Genomic DNA, 22557 nt, shown 5'->3' on the forward strand with positions numbered 1-22557 from the left:
GGGAGGGGTTCAAAAATCATCAATCATGTTTAAAAATCACATAAAAATCGCTTGGAGAAGTCTTAAAAGACAACCCTTTTTTACGTTCTTAAATATTTTTGGGCTTGCCATCGGCATGGCCGGTGGGTTAATCATAGCACTCTATATTCATAGTGAATTGAGCTATGATAAGATGTTCGCCGATGCGGAGCGCATTCATAGAGTAAATGCGGACATAAAGTTTGGGGGAGACGAAAGTAAATCTGCGGAAACGGCCGCTCCAATGGCTGCGGTTTTAGAAAATGACTTTTCTCAGGTGGAGATGGCTACTAGAATTAGAAACCTAGGAAGTGTTCTCATTCGAAGAAGTAGTACTAATAACAACACCAAAGAGTTAAATTCAGCCTTTGCTGATGCCAACTTCTTTGAAATGTTCGGTTTAGACTTATTGGTGGGCGATACTGAAACAGCTTTAAAAGAACCAAACACCTTAATACTCACTAAAACTGCTGCTGAAAAGCATTTTGGGGTGAACAATGCGGTTGGGCAAGAAGTATTGCTTGATAATACAGATACATACACGGTTACGGGTGTTATAAATGATTTGCCTAAAAACTCCCTATTAAGAGACCATAGTGTTCTTATGGCCATGTCTGGTTATGAAGATGCCCAGCAAAGTGAATGGGGCAGTCATAATTACTTTACTTTTATCAAACTCATTCCAAGTGCCCGAATTGAAGATTTTCAGGCCCCACTTCAAGGAATTGTTGGAGATTATTTAATTCCATGGGTACAGAAGATATATCCCGGTATTACGGAAGAAAACTTTAGAGCTACAGGTAACTATGTGAATTATTACTCAATACCGCTTACGGATATTCACTTGTATTCAGAAGCACGTTTTGAGTTAAGCGCGAACGGATCAATACAAAACATTTATATTCTTTCTTTTATCGGGCTATTCTTAATACTCTTGGCCAGTGTCAATTTCATGAACTTGTCTACCGCCTATTCCTTGAAAAGGGCAAAAGAAGTAGGTATTCGAAAAACGCTTGGGTCTAACAAATCTGGATTGATAAGACAATTTCTTACTGAATCTGGGCTAATATCCTTTATTTCACTTATGGTTGCCGTTACAATAGCAATTGTAGCCATACCTTTCTTTAATGAACTAGCAGGAACAGAAATTAGCATGCCTTTTGCGAACCCGATTTTTTGGTTGGTTCTTCTCGCTTCCGCATTGATGTTAAGTCTATTTTCAGGGTGGTATCCAGCATTTTTCATGTCTCGGTTCATTCCAGTAAAGGTTCTTAAAGGTTTAGGAAAAGGAAGTGTGGGAGGTGGTAATATTCGCAATTCCCTAGTCATTTTTCAGTTCGCCATCTCGGTCTTTCTAATCGTAAGTACACTAGTTGTTTTTAAGCAACTTGATTTTATACAGAGTAAAGATTTAGGATTCTCCAAAGACCAGGTTTTGGTGGTCCAAGATTTTTATGGAGCTGGGGAAAAAGGTCAGACCCTTCAGCAAGAAGTGCAAAAATTGGCACAAGTTGAAAGCGCCACTATAAGTAGTTTTCTGCCTACCCCTTCTTCTAGGTCGGATTATACGTTTTTCAAAGAAGGCTTTACTGACCAAGAAGATGCCGTGAATATGCAGCGATGGCTTGTAGATTATAATTACTTGAAAACGTTGGACATAAAGCTGAAAGCAGGGCGTGAATTTAACGAGCAACGGATGACCGATTCTACAGCTATAATTATAAATGAAACAGCTGCTTTTCTTTTAGGAGTGAGTCCCATAGATGCATTGGGATTAAGACTCTCAAGTGAACTTGGGGATGAGAATGGAGAATTTTCAACGGTAATAGGTGTTATTGAAAATTTTCATTTCGAAACACTACGAAATGATATAGGTGCCTTAAGCCTAAAACTAGGGAGTTCGACTGGCAACATGGCCATACGCATAAATGCAGGGGGTTTCTCTGCCGCTGTAGCGGGAATTGAGGGAGTATGGAAAAAGAACATTCCAGAACAGCCCTTTGCCTATAGTTTTATGGAAGATTCTTTTAACAATACCTACCAAGCTGAACAAAGGCTTGGACATATTTTCATAGTATTTACAGTACTGTCGATATTCATTGCATGCCTCGGATTATTCGGATTAGCCGCTTTTAACGCAGAAAAGAGAACCAAGGAAATCGGTGTAAGAAAGGTGCTTGGTGCAAGTGTGGGTCAAATATCCTATCGTCTCACCATGGACTTTCTAAAGCTCGTTGGCATAGCAATACTTATTTCGTTACCTGTTGGGTGGTATGCCATGAATAAATGGCTGGAAGATTTTTCGTATCGAATAGAAATTAGTTGGTGGGTTCTGGCCTTGGCGGGTTTCTTGGCGATTGCAATTGCCATTATTACGGTAAGTTATCAAAGTATCAAAGCGGCTATTGTCAACCCGGTAAAAAGTTTAAGAACCGAATAAAACACTTGGGAGAAATCTGTACAAATAATGGACACTTTTTGTAAAAATATTTTACAGTTGCGATGCCTCTATTTTGATAAAAACCACATAAACAACTGATTTTTAGTAAATTAATTATATGGCATGGAATTAGACACTTCTCTAAGTGTCTTTTTAAGGTAATCTCTTAGATATGCAAAGACGTCAATCAAAAAACGATCAGTCATGCTAAAAAACCACCTAAAACTATCCTTTAGAAATCTTTGGAAAAACAGATTGCTTTCTTCACTCAATCTTATTGGGCTAAGTATAGGGGTAGCCAGCGTGCTAACGTTACTTTTTTCGGTTTACGCTTATTATACGGCAGATGCGAATATAGCTGATCAAGAGAATATCTACTATTTAAAAACGATAACAACTGGTGGAGACACGTATAGGTCTACCCCGTATCCCTTAATGGATAAAATAGTGGAGACTTCACCGCAGGTCATCGCTGGTACCCATTTGCATGGTTGGGGTAATACGATGTGGTTGGAGCGCGGAGAAAAGGAATTACAAGAGCGCACCGATTATGTAGATCCCGAATTTTTTGAAGTTTTTTCCTTGCCTTTGAAGTATGGAGATATGAATACTGCTTTAGAAAAGAAGTATTCCATTATTTTGACCGATAGGGTCAGCCAAAAAATCTTTGGGGAAAAGAATCCGGTTGGTGAAAAGCTAATCGGAGCCGACTCTTTAAATCTCACGGTTACTGGTGTTTTCGCTCCTATTAGTCCGTATTCTTCGTTTCGATTAGGGGTAGTTTTGCCCAATGAAATTTTGAAAGACAATCCGAATTTTTTATCACAAACAAATTGGTCCAATAGTTTTTCACCCAACTACCTAAGGGTACGGTCAGATACCGATATAGCACAATTGGAAGCTCAAGTCAATCAATTGATGAAGAATAACTATTCGGACCCAACAATTATTTCCGAGTTAAAGGCAATGCCTTTTACCGAATTTCGAACTGATATGATTCCAGTGGCTAAAATTATCATTAACGGTAATATCGCCGCATCGTTTTTCGTACTGCTTATTGTGCTTGTAAACTTGATTAATCTGAATACCTCCACAATGTTTCGTCGTACAAAAGACATTGCAGTACGCAAAATTTTAGGGGGTAGTAAAAAAGGTGTAATTACACAGTTTTGTTTAGAGAATGGCATTTTAGTATTAATATCTATCCTTATATCTGGAGTCCTATTTCTTGGTTTTTTATTACCTAAGGTGAACGATATTTTTGGGGCAGAATTTGGAGCGATTTCCTTTAGTTTTGAAAATGATTATCCGGTTGTTCTATCTGCTATTGGCTTAGGCATACTAGTCACTTTAGTCGTTGGAATATTTCCCACGCTAAGATTTGTTTCTCTTCCTATTTCTACAGGAATCAAAGGAAAAATACAGAGTATTAAAAGTAATTTCTTCCTACGGAATTCATTTATTATCGCGCAATTCGCTCTAGCGATTCTCTTTATTTGTATAGCGATCATCTTGAATAGCCAGGTCGGTTTTATGAAAAGTGCGGATGTAGGTTTTGAGCGAGAGAATGTCATCGTCGGAAGCATAGATTTAGATTATAAGAATCTTGAAACGGCGAGCTCCAATTTTGAAGCTTTGATAGATAAACTAGGCGCTAACCCCTATGTTAATAACATTTCGACTAGTGAGTCAATTCCGTCAGATTATTATTTTAACTACACTACATATCATGATACAGATAGTGGCAGAGATGTGCGAATCCGTCGGTCTCATACTGATGAAGGTTATTTGAAAACCCTTCAAATTCCGATTGTTTCAGGAAGGGATTTTGATAAAAACATAGATAGTTCAGAGGATAACTCTGTCATTATCAATAGAAGTGCTATGGAGGCCTTCGGGTGGACTTCTATTGAAGGAAAGCGCTTGAAGTGGAAAAATGATGATACAGAAGGTTATTCGATAGTTGGGGTTATGGAAGATTTTCACTATCAAGATTTGCAAAATGCTGTGGAACCTTTGGCACATTTTTACCGAGAAAAGGAAAACTTGGGTGCCCATCGGTATCTTTCGGTACGAGTTACAGAAGGCCAAGAAAAGACCATACAGAATTTGATTTCATCCGCTTTCAGCGAAATAGATTCTCGTAGAAATTATGAACAAGCGTATTTAAATGAAAAAGTAAATGGACAATATCGCCTAATAGAAGGTATGTTGAAAGTTATAAATGTAGTTGCGCTGCTCACCATCTTTATTTCTTGCTTAGGCATGTTCGGTCTTATTTCCTTTATGGCCAAAAGAAGAATAAAGGAGATTGGAATCCGTAAAGTTCTAGGGGCAGGAGTACTCAAAATAGTTGTCTTGTTATCGAAAGACTATATCATTTTAGTAGGTATAGGCGCGCTCATTGCATTCCCTATAGCATGGTTTGTTATGAATGCTTGGCTTGGAAGCTTTGCATATAGTATAACCATACAATGGTGGATGTTTGCTCTTGGGGGATTAATCGCCTTGCTAATCACCTCACTTACCTTGGGAATTCAAGCTGTGAAATCAGCTTCGGCGAACCCGGTGAAAAGTTTAAGAACCGAATAAATCATCAATTAAGATTCGAAAATCATGTTTAAAAACTATCTAAAAATTACTTGGCGCAGCCTTCTTAAGAACAAAACCTTTACCACTTTGAACCTTGTTGGGTTGTCTGTTGCTTTTGCTGTCGCCATTCTTTTATCAATGGCAGGATTTTTTGACCTTTCGTACGACAAGTTCCATACCAATGCCAAAGACATTTACAAGGTGTATTCCGCATGGCAAAATCCGAAAGGTCCTCAAGTAAGTGTAAGCCATTCTGCTCCTTTATTGCCCACCATCATGGACGAAGTGCCAGGTATAGAAAAGGCTACCCGTCATTTGCAGCAAGAGGCAGTACTCACTTATAAGGAGAAAGAAATTAACATGGACGCTATTTGGGTTGATGCGGATTTCTTCAACATATTCACCTTTCCAGCTATTAAAGGAAAAATAGATAATCCACTTGAAAAACAATCGGATATTGTCATTACAGAAGAAACTGCAAAATTGCTGTTTGGAGATGAGGAAGCCATTGGTAAAACAGTAGAAATTCTGATCGATGGAAAAGACCAACCTTTTACCATTGGAACTGTTGTGGAGGATAACCCGGCTCAGAGCACCTTAGAGTTTGAAATTGCCATCCGGTTTGAAAAAGAAGCAGATTATCTGGAAAATAAGGATGAATGGGGCGCAAGGTATCATGATATCTATTTGCAATTGGATGAAAATGTTGCTCCTAGTCAGTTTGATATGGCAACACGCTCATTAGTAAGCACCAATTTTAGACAACGAATAGATAATGCCAAACGTGACGGTGCCCAACCTGATGCAGATGGCCTTTTTTATAAGCTTGAACTTTTACCGTTATTGGATGAAAATTTTGCAACGTTACGAAATGGATATATTGAAGTCACCCGAAATAAAGTTTACATGGTACTCGGCGTTGCCTTTTTGATTCTTTTTATTGCCTGTGTGAACTTTATTAATATGAGTATTGCCAGAAGCGGACAACGCTTAAAGGAAATTGGCATGCGAAAGACATTGGGGGCAAGAAGAAAGCAGCTCTTTTTTCAGTTCTGGACGGAGAGCTTGCTTGTTTTTCTATTTTCCGTAGGCATTGGTTTGATAATCAGTATTTTACTTATTGATGAATTTAAAACCATTTTTAGAACAGACGTATCTTTTGAATTGATTTTATCTCCAGTTACTATCCTAATTTTTTTACTTACCATACTGATTATTACGTTAATAGTCGGGGGGTATCCTGCTTTGCTTTTGAGCAAGTTGGGGACTATTCAGTCTTTGAAGGGAAAATCAGATGTCTCTGGAAAGCATCGGGTTAGGGATGCTTTAATGATTTTGCAGTTTGGGATTGCTATTTTAATGATAACAGGAACACTAGTATTGCGAAGTCAATTGGATTTTATGCGTAACAAAGACCTTGGTTTTAATAAAGAGCAAGTACTCTCTTTTCCATTGGATGGTAAAAAGAACAGCTATGATGCCTTGGATTTATTGCGAAACGAATTAGCCGGCAACTCGGATATTTTAGAAATATCGGGGGCTGACAACAATTTAGGATACGGAAAAGATGGCAGTGTCTCGAGTAGTATGTTCGGTTTTGAGTATAAGAACAGAGTAATTAACACGAATTACCTAACGGTTGATTATGACTATGTTGAGACATTGGATTTGGAGCTAGTAGCGGGCCGTAACTTTGATAGAGCTTTTGCTAATGACAGGTCAGGAGCTGTTATCAACGAAGCCATGGCCAAAGAGTTTGGGGAAGAAGACCCTCTGACCGCATATATTAGCTTTAGTGATTCATTGCGCTTTCCTGTAATAGGTGTGGTAAAAGATTATCACTTTGAAAAATTGGACAAAACTATTGCTCCCATTACCATGATGATGAGCCGTGATTATGATTTGTATTATGGTTATGTAAAGGTAGCTCCGAAGAACTTATCAAAATCCTATGAAGCTATTGAAAAAGCTTGGGCTAAAATCTCACCAAATTCTGAATTCTTAGGTTCATTTTTAGACGAAAATATAGATCGTACTTTTAGAAAAGAGGAAAAAATGACCACAATGATTACAGTGGGGTCAATTATCGCAATTACCCTAAGTTGTATTGGTTTATTTGCGATATCCTTACTGATTGTGACCCAACGTACAAAGGAGATAGGAGTTCGAAAAGTTATCGGCGCTAGCGTCACCAATATCACATTTTTACTCACCAAAGACTTTCTAAAACTCGTGGGAATAGCATTTTTGATTGCTACGCCGATTGCTTGGTGGTTCATAAAAGAGTGGTTGCAGAATTACCCTTTTAAAATAGATTTGAGTATTTGGTTTTTTCTTGCCGCAGGTTTGTTGGCCACTTTTATAGCATTGGTAACGGTTGGAAGCAGGACAATTAAAGCTGCTACTCGAAATCCCGTAGAAAGCTTACGAACAGAATAAAGAATTCATCAATCAAAAAAAGAGAAGCATGTTTAAAAACTATCTAAAAATAGCTTGGAGAAATTTACTCAGGAACAAGAGTTTTTCTTTGTTGAATATTGTGGGCCTTTCAATTGGTCTGGCGGTAACAGCTCTGATATTAATATGGATTAATTTCGAAATGGGAGTTGATCAATTCCATGAAAAAAAAGATCGAATTTATGAAGTCTATAATCAAGCTCCGGTAGATGGTGAAATATGGACTTGGAATTCCACTCCAAAAATCATGGCACCTACAATAATAAACGACTATCCAGACGTGGAAAGTGTTTCTAGATACTTCTATGATACAGAATTCTTGTTTTCAAAAGATGATAAAAGAATAAAATCTATAGGTACTGTTGTTGATCCTGATTTCTTGAACATATTTAGTTTCCCTCTATTGGAAGGAAATATCGAAACAGTTTTAGAAGATGTCAATTCCGTCGTTATTACCGAATCATTCGCAAAAAAATTGTTTGGAAGCGAACCGGCGGTGGGTAAAATAGTAAAAGTAGATAATGTCGATAGTTTCAAGGTAACTGGGATATTGAAAGACCATCCTGATAATACGGGTTTCAATTTTGAATTTTTAATGCCTTGGGCCTATATTCATCAAAAAGGTTGGACTGATGAACATTGGGGAAATAATTCGATTGCCACATATGTATTATTAAAGGAGGGGGTCAACTATGATGCCTTTTCGGAAAAAATTAAAACACTACGCAAAAGGCATGACAAAGAATCTCCTGATATGGTAACCTTTTTATATCCTTGGTCAAGGTATTGGTTGTATTCAGAGTTTGAAAATGGTAAGGAAATCGGTGGTAGAATTGATATCATTCGAATGTTCGGTATTATTGCTGCCATTATTTTAATTATTGCCTGTATCAATTTCATGAATTTAAGTACTGCCCGTAGCGAAAAACGTGCGAAAGAGGTGGGAATTCGAAAAGTCGTAGGAGCGAGAAAAGGGGCGCTTATTGGTCAGTTTTTAGGAGAGTCTATATTAATTTCAATACTAGCAGCAGTGCTTGCGTTAGTAATTGTGCTAATTACTTTGCCGTCTTTCGGTGAATTGGTAGAGAGGCCATTGTCATTAGATATGACGAATTTATGGTTTTGGTTATCTGCATGTGGTGTCATACTTTTTACGGGAATATTGGCAGGAAGTTATCCAGCCTTATACCTTTCTGGGTTCAAACCTTCTGCAGTTTTAAAAGGGACCTTTAAAAAAATGAGTTCTCCAATTACACCGAGAAAAGTCTTGGTGGTACTTCAATTTTCTGCTGCGATTATTCTTATTACTGCTAGTATAATTGTAACACAGCAATTGAAAAAGGTTCAAGATAGACAATCGGGTTACGCCAAGAACAATTTAGTCTATTCTACGATAGAAGGAGATATTGAAAAGAACTACACCTTGATTAAAACCGAACTTTTATCTGATGGAATAGCTGAATCGGTCACTAAAACTAATTCTCCAATAACAGAAACTCAGAGTAATACTTGGGGATTTGAATGGAAAGGCAAAAGTGAAGATAATAAGACATTAGTTCATCGATTTATCGCGGATGACGCTGTTGTAAAAACTATGGGTATTGAACTTATTGAAGGGCGCGATTTTGACTTAACTAAATATCCAACAGATTCAACTGCTGCCATTATCAACGAATCATCAGTAAAGCTCATGAATTTTGATGAGCCTATTGGGCAAATCATAAAAGACAATGGAATAGAATGGCATATTGTAGGCGTAGTAAAAGATTTTGTTATGAATTCTCCTTTTCAGAAAGTAGAACCCATGGTAATAGAAGGGGCAAAAGCTTGGTTTAGCGTAGTTCATATTAAGTTTAATCAAGATGTCAGCACTACAGAAAGCTTGGCTAAAACCGAAGCTGTTTTTCGAAAATATAATCCTGAGTATCCTTTCAATTATCAGTTTGTAGATCAAGAATATGCCAAAAAATTTGATAGTGAAAAGCAAACAGGACAATTGGTAAGCCTCTTTACACTGCTCGCAATTTTCATTTCTTGCCTAGGCTTATTCGGTCTGGCAAGCTACATGGCAGAAAATCGAATCAAAGAAATCGGAATAAGAAAAGTATTGGGGGCTTCAGTGCAAAGCATAACAACTTTATTATCGAAAGATTTTCTAAAGTTGGTTTTGATATCTATAATTTTGGCGGTGCCCGTTTCATGGTATTTTATGAGCAAATGGTTAGAAGATTTTGCATACCGAATTACCATTTCTTGGTGGACTTTCGCCCTAGCGGGAATTTTGGCTTTGGTCATTGCACTTTTAACTGTAAGTTATCAAGCGATTAAAGCGGCTATTGTAAACCCAGTTAAAAGTTTACGAACAGAATAAATAAAAAACGATGCTACTACAACTAAACAATATTTTCAAATGGGTCAATTCTGGCGGCCAACGAATCTTTCTATTAAAAGACATCAATCTTGAGGTCGAAGAGGGTGAGTTTATCTCGGTTATGGGACCCTCAGGTTCCGGAAAATCTACCTTGTTAAATGTCATTGGTATGCTCGATAATTTTGACGAAGGGGAATACAACTTTTTGCATGAGTCCGTGCATACCTTAAAAGAAAAACATCGAGCGAATTTGTATAAAGAGTATATCGGATTTGTTTTTCAATCCTATCATTTATTGGATGATTTGACTGTGAAGGAGAATTTGGAAATGCCGTTACTGTACAAAAAGTTCAAAGGCTCAGAACGAAAAGCCATGGTAGCCGATATGTTAGACCGATTTAATATTGTGGGCAAGAAAGATCTTTTCCCTTCGCAGCTAAGTGGTGGTCAACAGCAATTGGTGGGTGTAGCTCGTGCCTTAATTGCTAACCCTAAACTTATACTGGCGGATGAACCAACGGGTAACCTGAATTCACAGCAAAGCGAAGAAATTATGGGACTTTTCAAAACCCTGAATGAAGAAGGTGTAACTATCATTCAAGTTACCCATTCTGAACAAAACGCAGCATATGGCTCTCGTATTATTAATCTGCTCGATGGAAGACAAATATAGTTTGTAAAATATTCATTTGGTTATTTGGGGATTTGTTAAAATTCTTATTATTTCCAATAATCCAATAATCCAATAATCCAATAATCCAATAATCCAATAATCCAATAATCCAATAATCCAATAATCCAATAATCCAATAATCTATCCCTATCGCATCATTCCACATTTCAATCCAAACCCTTTAGCCTTTCAGGGCTATACTGTATCTTTGTTGTTTAGAATGAATATACATAATGAAGATTGATAAAAAAGATGTCTTAAAGGCGTTAGAACACATTACAGTTCCTGGTGAAGGCCAAAATATGGTCGAGAGCGGAGCGGTAAAAAACATACAGATTTTTGGTGATGAGGTTGAGGTTGATATTACCATAAGCAATCCTAGTTTACAAGCTCGTAAAAAAACAGAGGTAGAAATCCTGAAAATTATTCACAAGGAGGTTTACGAAAAAGCAAAAATCAAAGTGAATATAAAGGTTGAAGCTGCCGCAGCAAAACCAAAAACCAATGAAATCAAGGGGAAACCCATTCCCGGAATTCAAAACATCATAGCCGTTGCTTCCGGAAAAGGGGGCGTTGGAAAATCTACCGTTACGGCAAATTTAGCAGTGACTTTAGCTAAAATGGGCTTTAAAGTTGGTTTGTTAGATGCAGATATTTATGGGCCATCTATGCCTATTATGTTTGATGTCGCTCAAGAAAAACCTTTGGCAGTAAACGTCAATGGGAAATCGAAAATGAAACCTGTCGAGAGTTATGGTGTAAAAATGCTTTCTATCGGATTCTTTACACAACCAAGTCAGGCAGTAATCTGGAGAGGTCCTATGGCCTCCAAAGCACTGAATCAAATGATTTTTGATGCCCATTGGGGAGAATTAGATTTCATGTTGCTAGACTTACCTCCAGGTACTGGAGATATTCATTTGAGTATTATGCAAGCGATGCCAGTTACGGGCGCGGTAATTGTTAGCACACCTCAAGAAGTGGCTTTGGCAGATGCCAAAAAAGGAGTGGCAATGTTTCAACAAGATTCCATCAATGTGCCTGTTTTGGGTATTGTTGAGAATATGGCGTATTTTACACCAGAGGAACTTCCTGAAAACAAGTATTTTATCTTTGGAAAAGAAGGCGCTAAGCATCTTGCTGAAGATTTAAAAGTTCCCTTTTTAGGAGAGATTCCGTTGGTGCAAAGCATTCGAGAAGCGGGTGATGTAGGTAGACCTGCAGCATTACAAACAGCAACTCCGATTGAAGCGGCTTTTGAAGAGTTAACCAAAAATGTGGTACAAGAAGTCGTTTCAAGAAATAAAAATATACCACCTACGGAGGCAATTAAAATAACAACAATGGCTGGTTGCTCCGCTGTTAAAAAATAGGAATTATGATGACAATGACATCCGAAGAACTTAAAATGAATGTAGAAAAGGCCTTAGAGGAAATTCGACCTTTTTTACAAAGTGATGGTGGTGATATCACATTGGTATCAATTGACAATGAAAATTCGGTAAAAGTCCGTTTAGAAGGTGCCTGTGTGGGTTGTTCTGTCAATCAAATGACCTTGAAAAGCGGCGTTGAAATGACCATTAAGAAATACGCTCCTCAAATTGAAGAAGTCATCAATCTCTCATAATTTTCCTGATAAATCTCATCTTTTTTTATGCTACAGGAAAGTAGTTTTGTAGCTATTACCAATTTGATTTTTAAATGATAAAAACAGATATATTGATTATTGGTGCAGGGCCCACGGGTCTTTTTGCTGTTTTTGAGGCAGGCTTACTCAAGTTGAAGTGTCATTTGATTGATGCCTTACCACAAGCAGGCGGACAATGTTCTGAAATTTATCCAAAGAAACCCATTTATGATATTCCAGGCTTCCCGGAAGTTCTGGCGGGAGAATTGGTTGATAATTTAATGGATCAGATAAAACCCTTTCAACCAGGCTTTACTTTGGGCGAACGGGCCGAAACTATTAAAAAATTAGAAGATGATTCTTTTGTGGTGACTACAAATAAAGGAACAAAACATAATGCGCCGATAGTAGCCATCGCAGGTGGATTGGGAAGCTTTGAACCTCGAAAGCCCTTGCTTGAAAACTTGTCTAAGTTTGAAGACAAAGGTATTGCTTACATCATTAAGGATCCTGAAGTTTACAGAAATAAGAAAGTTGTAATTGCCGGAGGAGGCGATTCTGCTTTAGACTGGAGCATTTTTCTAGCAGATGTTGCATCCGAGGTGACTTTGGTGCATAGAAGAAATGAATTTCGAGGCGCTTTAGATTCCGTAGAAAAAGTTCAGCATTTAAAGGATGCCGGAAAAATCAAACTAATTACTCCGGCTGAGATAGTTGGTTTAAATGGAGAAGACGAACTAGAATCTGTAGTGATTCGAAAAACAGGCGATGATAGTGATATTATTCTAGAGGTAGATAATTTCATTCCTCTCTTTGGTTTATCACCCAAGTTGGGACCCATTGGAGATTGGGGACTTGAAATCGAAAAGAATGCCATAAAAGTTGATAATACTTTAGATTATCAAACCAACATTCCTGGTATTTATGCTATAGGAGATGTAAATACTTATCCAGGGAAATTAAAATTGATTCTTTGTGGATTTCATGAAGCAACATTAATGTGTCAAAGCGCTTATCAAAGAATTTTTCCCGATAAGAAATATGTAATGAAGTATACGACCGTAGGAGGAGTTACAGGTTTCGACGGAAGTAAAAAAGAAGCGCCGAAGGCAGTCGTTAAAGCAATTGAATAGTGACAGATATTAGGATTAAAATCACTGACAGAGAAGGTGTTACCCACGAAGTAGACGCCCCCACTGATATGAATATGAATCTTATGGAAGTGGTTCGTTCTTACGAACTTGCTCCCGAGGGAACAATCGGAATTTGTGGTGGAATGGCTATGTGCGCTTCTTGTCAATGCTACGTGAAATCAGGGCATGAACTTCCTGAAAAATCAGATGATGAAGATGCGATGTTAGCTGAAGCTTTTAACGTAGAAGACAATTCTCGTTTGGGTTGTCAACTCCATATTACCGAAGACATGGATGGCTTAGAGGTTGAATTAGCACCAGAGGAGGTTTAATTATACCGTCTTTGCGAGGAATCGAGATGAAATCGAGATTGACGAAGCAATCTGTTTATTTCGTGTTCCAAAAGTTTAGATTACTTCGTCGCGAAAAAGCTCCTAGCAATGACAACCAACTTTTTTATTTCGTACTTCGTATTTCAAACCTCGCACTTTACTAAATCCGGGCCTGATACGTAAACAGATTATAGTACCTACCTTCTTTTGCAATCAGTTCATCATGAGTCCCTTGCTCCGCAATTCTTCCATTTTCAATGACCAAAATCTGATTGGCCTTACGAATCGTACTTAATCGGTGAGCTATCACAAATGTCGTTCTACCTTCAGTTAGTGTCGCTAAACTCTTTTGAATCAAAGCTTCACTCTCGGTATCTAAATTTGATGTAGCTTCATCTAAAATCAAAATTTTTGGATTTGCTAAAACAGCTCTAGCAATCGCAATCCGTTGTCGTTGTCCGCCTGATAATTTTACACCGCGTTCTCCTATCAATGTTTCTAGTCCATCTTCGAAACGGTCCGTGAACTCATTTACATAGGCTGCTTTTACTGCAGCGTCTAATTCTTCTTCAGTGGCATCAGGTCTAGGGAAAAGTATATTTTGGCGAATGGTTCCTTCAAACAAAAATTCATCTTGTAAAACCACTCCCAGGTTTTTTCTAAAGCTATTCAGGTTTACTTTGGAGACATCGTTTCCGTCAATAGAAATCATACCCGATTGGGGATTCAAAAAAGTAGCTGCTAATCCAGCAATGGTAGATTTTCCTGAACCTGAACTTCCCACTAAAGCAATAACATCTCCAGATTTGGCTTCAAAACTGATATGGTGCAATACCTCTTTATCCTCTTCATAGGCGAAGGAAACATCGTCAAAAACGATATCTCCTTTGATATTTTCTAAAACGATAGTTCGATTTTCTTCATCTGATTCGGGAGTCATATTCATGAGTTCTTCGGTACGGTCTAAACCAGCCAAGGCTTCGGTCAACTGACTTCCAATATTGCTCATTTGTACAATGGGTGCTATCATCAATCCCAGTAAAAAAGTAAAGGTTAAAAACTCTCCAATGGTCAAACTACCATTCATTATTTCATAGCCACCAAGGCCCATAACTCCCGTTGTTGCCACTCCTAATAAAAACGTTGAAGAGCTGGTCATAAAAGCTGTTGCAGTCAAACTCTTTTTTACATTTTCAAACAGCTTAGCAACTCCTATTTCAAAGACCTTATTTTCTTGAGCTTCGGCATTAAATCCTTTGATGACGCGAACACCACCCAATGTTTCCGTAAGTCTACCTGTGACCTCTGCGTTAATCTTACCTCTATTTCTGAAAATGGGGCGTATGAATTTGAAGGCTTTTAAAGCAACTACAGCAAAAATAGCTAGTGGGATCAGAGTAAAAAGGGTCATCTGCCAACTAATCTGTAGCAGTAGAATGAGAGAGACAATCGCTGTAATTGAACCTCCTACTAATTGTACGAGTCCAGTACCGATAAGATTTCTTACGCCTTCTACGTCACTCATGATGCGTGAAACCAAGGCTCCTGATTTGGCGTTATCAAAAAAACTAATGGGTAGAGAAAGCACTTTTTTCTGCACTTGTGCTCGCAATTCAGAAATTAAAAACTGTGCTTGAACACTTAATATTTTGGTAAGCAAAAAAGAAGTGATCGCTTGAACCGTAATAGCAAAAATAACAGCACCAACCAATAGCTTTAAAAAATCAACGTCTTTGTTTGGTATGATATCATCCATCAAATACTTGAGAGATAGTGGTGCTACAAAACTTGCTGCTTTACTAATCACTATTAAGAGCAACCCAATAAAAACCAGATTTCGTCTTGGCCAGATAATGGTTTTAAATGCGGTAAGGATACTGACTTTTTTTTCAGCCATTGAGGGTAAAAATTTAGTTGAAGATGCAAGTTAGTTCAAAAAAGTATTTAATCTAACATTGGTTTTAGAGGTATAGGTTTTTTAAGTAAAAAATTAGTATTTCAATATCAAGTCCACTAATTTAACGGGCACTAATTACATTCTTATGAGAAAGTTACTATTTGTTTTATTCCTAATATTATTTTCTTGCAAAACCGATTCAGAATCAACTAAGACACAAAGCGGACCTACTTTGGCAGAGAAGGCTGAGAATGTCACAATTATTCGGGATGATTTTGGAGTGCCCCATATCTACGGTAAAACAGATGCCGATGCTGTCTTTGGATTACTATACGCCCAATGCGAGGATGATTTTAATCGTGTAGAACGAAATTATATATGGGCTACAGGAAGGTTGGCTGAGGTTGATGGTGAAGATGCCATATACAGTGATTTAAGGGCTAAACTTTTCATGACCGAAGAGGAAGCGAAAACGAATTATGAGAAGAGTCCCGAATGGTTGAAAGAACTTTGTGACGCGTTTGCTGATGGAATTAATTACTATTTAGAAACGCATCCAGAAGTGACACCAAAACTACTGTATCATTTTGAACCTTGGATGCCCATGTATTTTAGTGAGGGTTCAATAGGAGGTGATATCGAACGGATTAGAACAAATAAAATCAAGGCTTTTTATGAAAGTGGAATGGAAATCCCAGAAATGGAATTTGAAGAAATTGAAAAAAAAGAATTGGAAGCTGAACCTCAAGGCTCAAACGGAATCGCTATTTCAGGAGAATTAACCGAATCAGGTAATGCAATGCTTTTAATCAATCCGCATACTTCGTTTTATTTTAGAGGGGAAGTCCACATGGTAAGTGAAGAAGGGTTAAATGCCTATGGTGCTGTTACTTGGGGGCAGTTTTTTGTTTATCAAGGATTCAATGAAAAAACGGGCTGGATGCATACTTCAGGCGATACAGATGTCATTGATGAATTTAAAGAAAAGATCGTCAATATTAATGGAAAACTGTTTTATGAATATGGTGAGGAGTTGAGACCAGTAACCACTTCAGAAATTACTTTGGCCTATAAAGATGGAAAGCAATTTAAGGAGAAGAAGTTCCCTATGTACCGAACGCATCATGGCCCGATTACGCATATGGTAGAGGACAGTTGGACTGCATCAGCGATGATGTGGGAACCCATAAAGGCGCTAGAACAATCATTTACAAGAACAAAAAAAGAAGGTTACAAGGGATTTAGAGAAATGATGGATATTCGAGCCAATTCATCCAATAATACGGTATATGCTGATGCAGAAGGAAATATCGCCTATTTCCACGGCAACTTTGTTCCCAAACGCGATGTGTCATATGATTATACGAAACCAGTGGATGGCAGTAGTCCAAAAACTGATTGGCAGGGACTTCACCCTCAAGAAGAAAATATTCAATTGTTAAACCCTAAAAATGGCTGGTTGCAGAATTGCAATTCAACGCCTTATACTGCTGCGTTGCAATTCAGTCCGAAGAAGAAGGACTATCCTAACTATATGTCTATCGATCGAGAGAATTTTAGAGGTGTGCATGCCATTGGTTTGTTAAGGGATAGGAAGGATTATACTTTAGACGGATTAATTGAATTAGCTCATGATCCTTATTTACCTGCTTTTGAAGCTCTAATACCTGGACTGATAAAGGCTTATTATCGTTACGATGATCGAGATCCAAAATTGCAGGAAGCTATGGAAATTATAGCTGCCTGGGATTTCCAAACTTCAAAAGAATCTGTAGCGATGACACTCGCGCATTTTTATGGTACACTATATTATAAAGAAGGGGAATATCCTGAAGGAATGACCCCTATGCAACGCGTAACCTATTGGGGAAGTAAATCTCCTATGGGTGAGCGTATCCAAATTTTTGAATCTGTATTGGACCAACTTACCGCAGATTTTGGCACATGGGAAATCCCTTGGGGAGAAGTAAATCGATACCAACGTTTGAATGGTGATATTCGTCAAGATTTTGATGATAGTAAACCAAGCATTCCTATTGGTTTCGCCTCTGGTAGATGGGGAGCCTTAGCGGCCTATGGAGCGAGATATACGTCTGAAGGCGCTAAGAAATTATATGGTACTCGAGGAAATAGTTTTGTTGCTGCAGTCGAGTTTGGTGAAAAAGTAAAGGCAAAATCGATTCTAGCTGGCGGTCAAAGTGGTGATTCAAACTCACCGCATTTTGATGATCAAATTCAAATGTATGCAGATGTAAAATGGAAAGATGTACCGTACTACAAAGAAGATGTTTTAAAGAGAGCTAAAGAAACCTATATACCTGGGCAGCGGAAATAAAAAATAGTACGTCTTGTTTGTAACAAGTCAAGATTTGCTCATACCAATAATCCAAACTAAACTGGCAAAGAATGGAACTAAAAATCGAGAACCTTAACAAAACCTATTCAAATGGCGTTCAAGCGCTCAAAAATATTAGTCTTACCATACCCCAAGGTATGTTCGGTCTTTTAGGGCCAAACGGTGCAGGAAAATCTTCTTTAATGCGAACCATGGCGACACTACAAAAGGCGGATAGTGGTTCAATTCAAATGGGTGATGTTGATATTCTTAAAGACACGGAGCAAGTGCGAGAAATGTTAGGGTATTTGCCGCAAGAATTCGGAGTATATCCAAAGGTAACATCATATAAAATGCTAGATCATATAGCTTCATTAAAGGGGGTATCTAGTAAGGGTGAACGTAAAGATTTGGTAGAAGCATTATTGAACAAGACCAACCTCTGGCATGTAAGAAACAAAAATTTAGGGACTTACTCTGGGGGAATGAAACAGCGTTTTGGAATCGCTCAGGCTTTGATAGGTTCTCCTAAATTGATCATTGTAGATGAGCCTACCGCAGGTTTAGACCCAGCCGAACGCGTTCGTTTTCATAACTTATTGAGTGAAATAGGAGAGAACACCATTATTATTCTTTCTACTCATATTGTAGACGATGTAGCCAACCTTTGTAAAAACATGGCCATTATTTGTTTAGGTGAGGTAGTGGCTCAGGGTAACCCAACAGAATTGACCCAAAGAGTTCAAGGCAAGATTTGGAAAAAAATGATTGATAAAAAAGACTTAGATGCCCACAGGGCTGAACATCAAGTAATATCCACTCACTTAAAGGCTGGTAGAACACTAATTCATGTGCATAGTGACGGTCAGCCAGATAGTAGTTTTGAAAGTAGTCCTGCTAATTTGGAGGACGTTTATTTTACTGAAATTTCATCACGTCTTGAAGGCGTAACAGTTTAAAAATTCATCAATCATAACTACTAAAATCAACCAACATGTTTAGCGAAATATTTTCCTTTGAATTAAAGTATAGAATCAAACGACCCGCAACCTGGGCTTACTTTGGAATTTTATTTGTTTTAGGTCTTTTTCTTTCCATCGGTGGCTTTATGGGTGTATCAGAAAAAGTATTTCAAAATTCACCTTATGCGCTAGCAGTTAATTTAAATGCGGTAAGTATTTTCGGAATTATGCTAGCCAGTGCCATTATGGGTGTACCTGTTTACAGAGACCTTGAACATGGCACGCAGAACTACTTTTTTAGCTACCCAATAAGTGAAAAAGGATATATTTTAGGAAGGTTCTTTGGTTCAATGGCTACTTTGTTTTTGGTAAGTCTAGGGTTTATTTTCGGATTGATTATTGGGTTTGCTATCGGTCCTTATGCTGGTTTTGAACCAGCGGAACGTTATACAAGTTTTGATTTTTGGCACTACCTACAGCCGGCCCTGTTTTATTATTGGTCAAATCTTTTTTTTACAGGTTGTATTTTCTTTGCCTTAGTGGCGCTAACCAAAAGAATTATGCTGGCTTATGCTGGAGGAGCTATTTTATTTATTGTCTATTTAGTGACACTTACCTTAACTCAAGACATTGATAATAAAGACCTAGTAAGTTTGATGGATCCTTTTGGCCTTGGAGGAATAAGTAATTTAACGGAATACTGGACACCTGAAGAACAAAATACTTTGACCGTGCCGCTAGCGGGTATGATTCTTTGGAATCGTTTACTCTGGGTAGGTGTAGGTATTTTAATTTTCTTACTAACACTTTTTCGATTTGATTTTCAACGCTTTTTGGATAAAAAGCTTGGCAAAAAAAAGAAAGCCCTAACGGATACGGACGAGTCGTCACAGTCTGTTTTGACTAAAATTCCTAAAGTATCTCAAGTATTTAGCGGTGCAAGTAACTTTAAATTGCTGGTCCGATTGGCTTGGATGGAGTTTAGAAATATTAGCAAAGACTTATTTTTCAAAGCCATACTGATTGCTGCAGTGTTATTCTTGTTTTTTGATGGTTGGTTTGGTGATCCAACATATGGCACACCAATGCTTCCAATGACTTACTATATGTTAGAGGTAAAGTCTTTTAATTATGTGGTTTTAATTTTCATTCTTATTGTATTCATGACAGGAGAAGTCTTGCATAGAGAACGAGGTGTTAAATACGATCAAATATATGGTGCGTTACCGTTACCAAATTGGGTGATTTATGGCTCAAAGTTTTTAGCTCTTGTTTTTGTATGCTTCGTATTGGTAAATATGATTATGGTAAGTGGCGTTCTAAATCAAATATTAAAAGGCTATTTTAATTTTGAATTTGATAAGTATTTCCTTGATCTATATATTATTGAATTTCCAAAGTATATCTCCTATGTAATGCTGGCTTTTTTCGTGCATTCGCTGGTGAGTAAAAAATTCCTAGGTCATGTTATAACGATAGCTATTTGGGCCGGACTTTTTCTTATAAATAGTTTGGCAGACGTCAACTTTAATATGTTTTTATATAGTTATTCTCCTGGATATACTATTTCTGATATGAATGGCTTCGGACATTTTCTAAAAGGACAAAATTGGTTCAGATTATATTGGTTAGGTTTTGGTTTGATTTTGACGGTAATCGGACTTTTATTTTGGAAGCGAGGAACAGATTCTGGATTAAAGTCACGTTTTCAAGAAGCTAAGGAGCGTTTTGGTGGTAAGGCTAAGCTGACCATGTTTCTGGGTTTAGCTGTTTGGATTGGTACAGGAGCATTTGTATACTATAATACAAATGTTTTAAATACCTATATAGAATCGGATGATAGAAGAGAACAATCCGCCAACTATGAAAAAACATTGAGTAAGTATAACTTTATAAATCAACCAAAATTTACCGATGTGAAAGTGAATGTTGATTTGGTACCTGAGGAGCGATATGCGAGTATGGCTGGAATGTTTACGATGGTAAACAAAGGTAAAACGAAAATTGACTCTTTGCATATCAATTGGGGAATAGAAGGTTTACTGAAGAGAGAACTTCTTAAATTTGAAGTAGATGGCATAGCGTTAGAGGAAGGAAAGGTTTACGATGATTTTGGATATAAACTCTACGCATTGCCAAAGCCTATGATGCCTGGCGATACTACCTTAATGGAGCTTTCAATAAAGAAAGGTTACAAAGGTTTTCCAAATGAAGGAAGCGGTTCAGATATCGTTTATAACGGAACTTTTTTAAATCAAGACTTTTTTCCATCTTTTGGATACAATCCGCAAGTTGAATTGACTAGCGATAAGTATAGAAAGGAATATGAATTGCCTGAAAAAGAGTATCAGGCTCCAGCTCAAGATGATGAATGGGGTTTAAGTAATCTGCTATTTAATGATGATGCGGACTATATAACTTTTGAGGGAACCGTAAGTACAGCACCAGATCAAATAGCTATAATGCCAGGCTATCTTCAAAAAGAATGGGAAGAGAATGGTAGAAAATATTACCACTACAAAATGGAAGGTGAAATGGACTATTTCTTCAATGTTTCTTCTGCCAAGTATGATATACATAAAGAAAATTGGAAGGGTAAGGATGGTGCCGAGGTAGCGATTGAAATTTTTCATCACCCAGCACATGACTACAATGTAGAACGTTTTGCTAAAGCGGTAAGGCATTCGTTGGATTACTTTTCAGAAAACTATAGTCCATACCAGTATAGACAAATGCGTATTATTGAATTCCCACGTTACCAATCATTTGCACAATCTTTTCCAAATACGGTACCCTATGCAGAGAGTTTTGGTTGGGTTGGAGATTTTAGTGACCCGTCTGATACCGATTATGCCTATATGGTTACTTCACACGAAGTGGCGCATCAATGGTGGGGACATCAAATCACGCCATCTGCTACCCGAGGCGCAAATCAAATTTCTGAATCTATGGCTGAGTATTCTTCTTTAATGGTTATGAAAAAGGAGTATGGCGTTGATGCAATGCAAGAATTTCTAAAACGAGAATTGGATAGTTACCTAAGAGGTAGGGCAAGTGAAAATAAGTTTGAAAAGACTTTGTTAGATAATGATACGCAAAGCTATGTTTGGTACAGAAAAGGGGGGCTTATTTTGTATGCTCTTCAAGATTATGTTGGGGAAAAGGAACTTAATAAAGGGTTTAAGACATTTATTGATAGCGCAGCTTTTAGACCCAAAGCACCCTTTGCAACTTCAAATGAATGGTATTCTCATATAAAATCTGTTACCCCAGATTCCTTAAAATATTATCTTGAAGATAGCTTCGAGAAAATCACACTGTATACTAATAAAGTTAACGAGGCGACGTATACAGCTTTGGATAATGGTAAATACAAGGTAAATATCGAAGTACAAAGTGCTAAAAATTACTATGATGGTAATGGCAAAGATATTGGAGCTCCAGAAAAATCGAACTTACTAGAAATTGCCATATTTCAAAATGATACGGTGGTCAATGGAATGACTAAAAAAGTACCGCTAGTACTAGAAAAAAAGTGGGTGAAGCCAGGCAAGACTACATTTTCATATACCATTGATAAAGAACCGGTTAAGGCTGGAATAGACCCTTACAACAAAATGATTGACCGTATACCAGATGACAATGTAATAGCTGTTGAGAAGGCAGAATAATCCTGAATTTAGGAATGTCGACGTGCCTTGTGAAAACTAGGTCTGCTAG

General features: G+C 37.7%; 13 protein-coding genes. 12 read left to right on the top strand and 1 reads right to left on the bottom strand.

Annotated elements, in window-relative coordinates:
• Positions 1 to 25: 25 nt before the first annotated feature.
• From ACKWCD_RS15330 to ACKWCD_RS15370, 9 genes are all read left to right on the top strand, one after another.
• Complete coding sequence (locus tag ACKWCD_RS15330; RefSeq protein ID WP_413984835.1) at positions 26 to 2458, top strand: ABC transporter permease; 2433 nt, start codon at positions 26 to 28, stop codon at positions 2456 to 2458.
• A 204-nt stretch (positions 2459 to 2662) separates the two neighbouring features.
• Complete coding sequence (locus ACKWCD_RS15335) at positions 2663 to 5050, top strand: ABC transporter permease (protein WP_413984836.1); 2388 nt, start codon at positions 2663 to 2665, stop codon at positions 5048 to 5050.
• Positions 5051 to 5074: 24 nt separating this feature from the next.
• Positions 5075 to 7489 (top strand): ABC transporter permease, encoded by a 2415-nt coding sequence (locus ACKWCD_RS15340; RefSeq protein WP_413984837.1) that lies wholly within the window; start codon positions 5075 to 5077, stop codon positions 7487 to 7489.
• Positions 7490 to 7517: 28 nt separating this feature from the next.
• Entirely contained in the window at positions 7518 to 9878 is a 2361-nt protein-coding gene (locus ACKWCD_RS15345; RefSeq protein WP_413984838.1) for an ABC transporter permease, read from the top strand.
• Between the two features lie 10 nt (positions 9879 to 9888).
• Positions 9889 to 10551, top strand: coding sequence for an ABC transporter ATP-binding protein (locus ACKWCD_RS15350; protein WP_413984839.1), 663 nt, complete (start codon positions 9889 to 9891; stop codon positions 10549 to 10551).
• 233 nt (positions 10552 to 10784) lie between these two features.
• Positions 10785 to 11924: an Mrp/NBP35 family ATP-binding protein gene (locus ACKWCD_RS15355; RefSeq protein WP_413984840.1), complete on the top strand. Its 1140-nt coding sequence runs from the start codon at positions 10785 to 10787 to the stop codon at positions 11922 to 11924.
• 14 nt (positions 11925 to 11938) lie between these two features.
• On the top strand, positions 11939 to 12178 hold the full coding sequence (locus tag ACKWCD_RS15360; RefSeq protein WP_413985053.1) for a NifU family protein: 240 nt from the start codon (positions 11939 to 11941) through the stop codon (positions 12176 to 12178).
• 74 nt (positions 12179 to 12252) lie between these two features.
• The gene (locus tag ACKWCD_RS15365; RefSeq protein ID WP_413984841.1) at positions 12253 to 13311 is read left to right on the top strand and encodes an NAD(P)/FAD-dependent oxidoreductase; all 1059 of its coding nucleotides are present in this window, start codon (positions 12253 to 12255) and stop codon (positions 13309 to 13311) included.
• A complete protein-coding gene (locus ACKWCD_RS15370) occupies positions 13311 to 13643 on the top strand; it encodes a 2Fe-2S iron-sulfur cluster-binding protein (RefSeq protein WP_413984842.1) in 333 nt (110 codons plus the stop codon). The genes ACKWCD_RS15365 and ACKWCD_RS15370 overlap by 1 nt, the downstream gene beginning before the upstream one ends.
• A gap of 160 nt (positions 13644 to 13803) precedes the next feature.
• On the opposite strand, the gene ACKWCD_RS15375 is transcribed toward ACKWCD_RS15370, so the two are convergent.
• Complete coding sequence (locus tag ACKWCD_RS15375; protein ID WP_413984843.1) at positions 13804 to 15540, bottom strand: ABC transporter ATP-binding protein; 1737 nt, start codon at positions 15538 to 15540, stop codon at positions 13804 to 13806.
• A 145-nt stretch (positions 15541 to 15685) separates the two neighbouring features.
• Here ACKWCD_RS15375 and ACKWCD_RS15380 point away from each other — a divergent pair, with 145 nt between their 5' ends.
• The 3 genes from ACKWCD_RS15380 to ACKWCD_RS15390 all read left to right on the top strand — a co-directional run bounded on the left by ACKWCD_RS15380 (position 15686) and on the right by ACKWCD_RS15390 (position 22508).
• Positions 15686 to 17875: an acylase gene (locus tag ACKWCD_RS15380; protein ID WP_413984844.1), complete on the top strand. Its 2190-nt coding sequence runs from the start codon at positions 15686 to 15688 to the stop codon at positions 17873 to 17875.
• Between the two features lie 71 nt (positions 17876 to 17946).
• On the top strand, positions 17947 to 18834 hold the full coding sequence (locus ACKWCD_RS15385) for an ABC transporter ATP-binding protein (RefSeq protein WP_413984845.1): 888 nt from the start codon (positions 17947 to 17949) through the stop codon (positions 18832 to 18834).
• A gap of 35 nt (positions 18835 to 18869) precedes the next feature.
• A complete protein-coding gene (locus ACKWCD_RS15390) occupies positions 18870 to 22508 on the top strand; it encodes an ABC transporter permease/M1 family aminopeptidase (protein ID WP_413984846.1) in 3639 nt (1212 codons plus the stop codon).
• The last annotated feature ends 49 nt before the right edge of the window (positions 22509 to 22557 follow it).

The sequence above is a fragment of the Maribacter taeanensis genome (assembly GCF_047345145.1).
Classification (GTDB): domain Bacteria; phylum Bacteroidota; class Bacteroidia; order Flavobacteriales; family Flavobacteriaceae; genus Maribacter_C.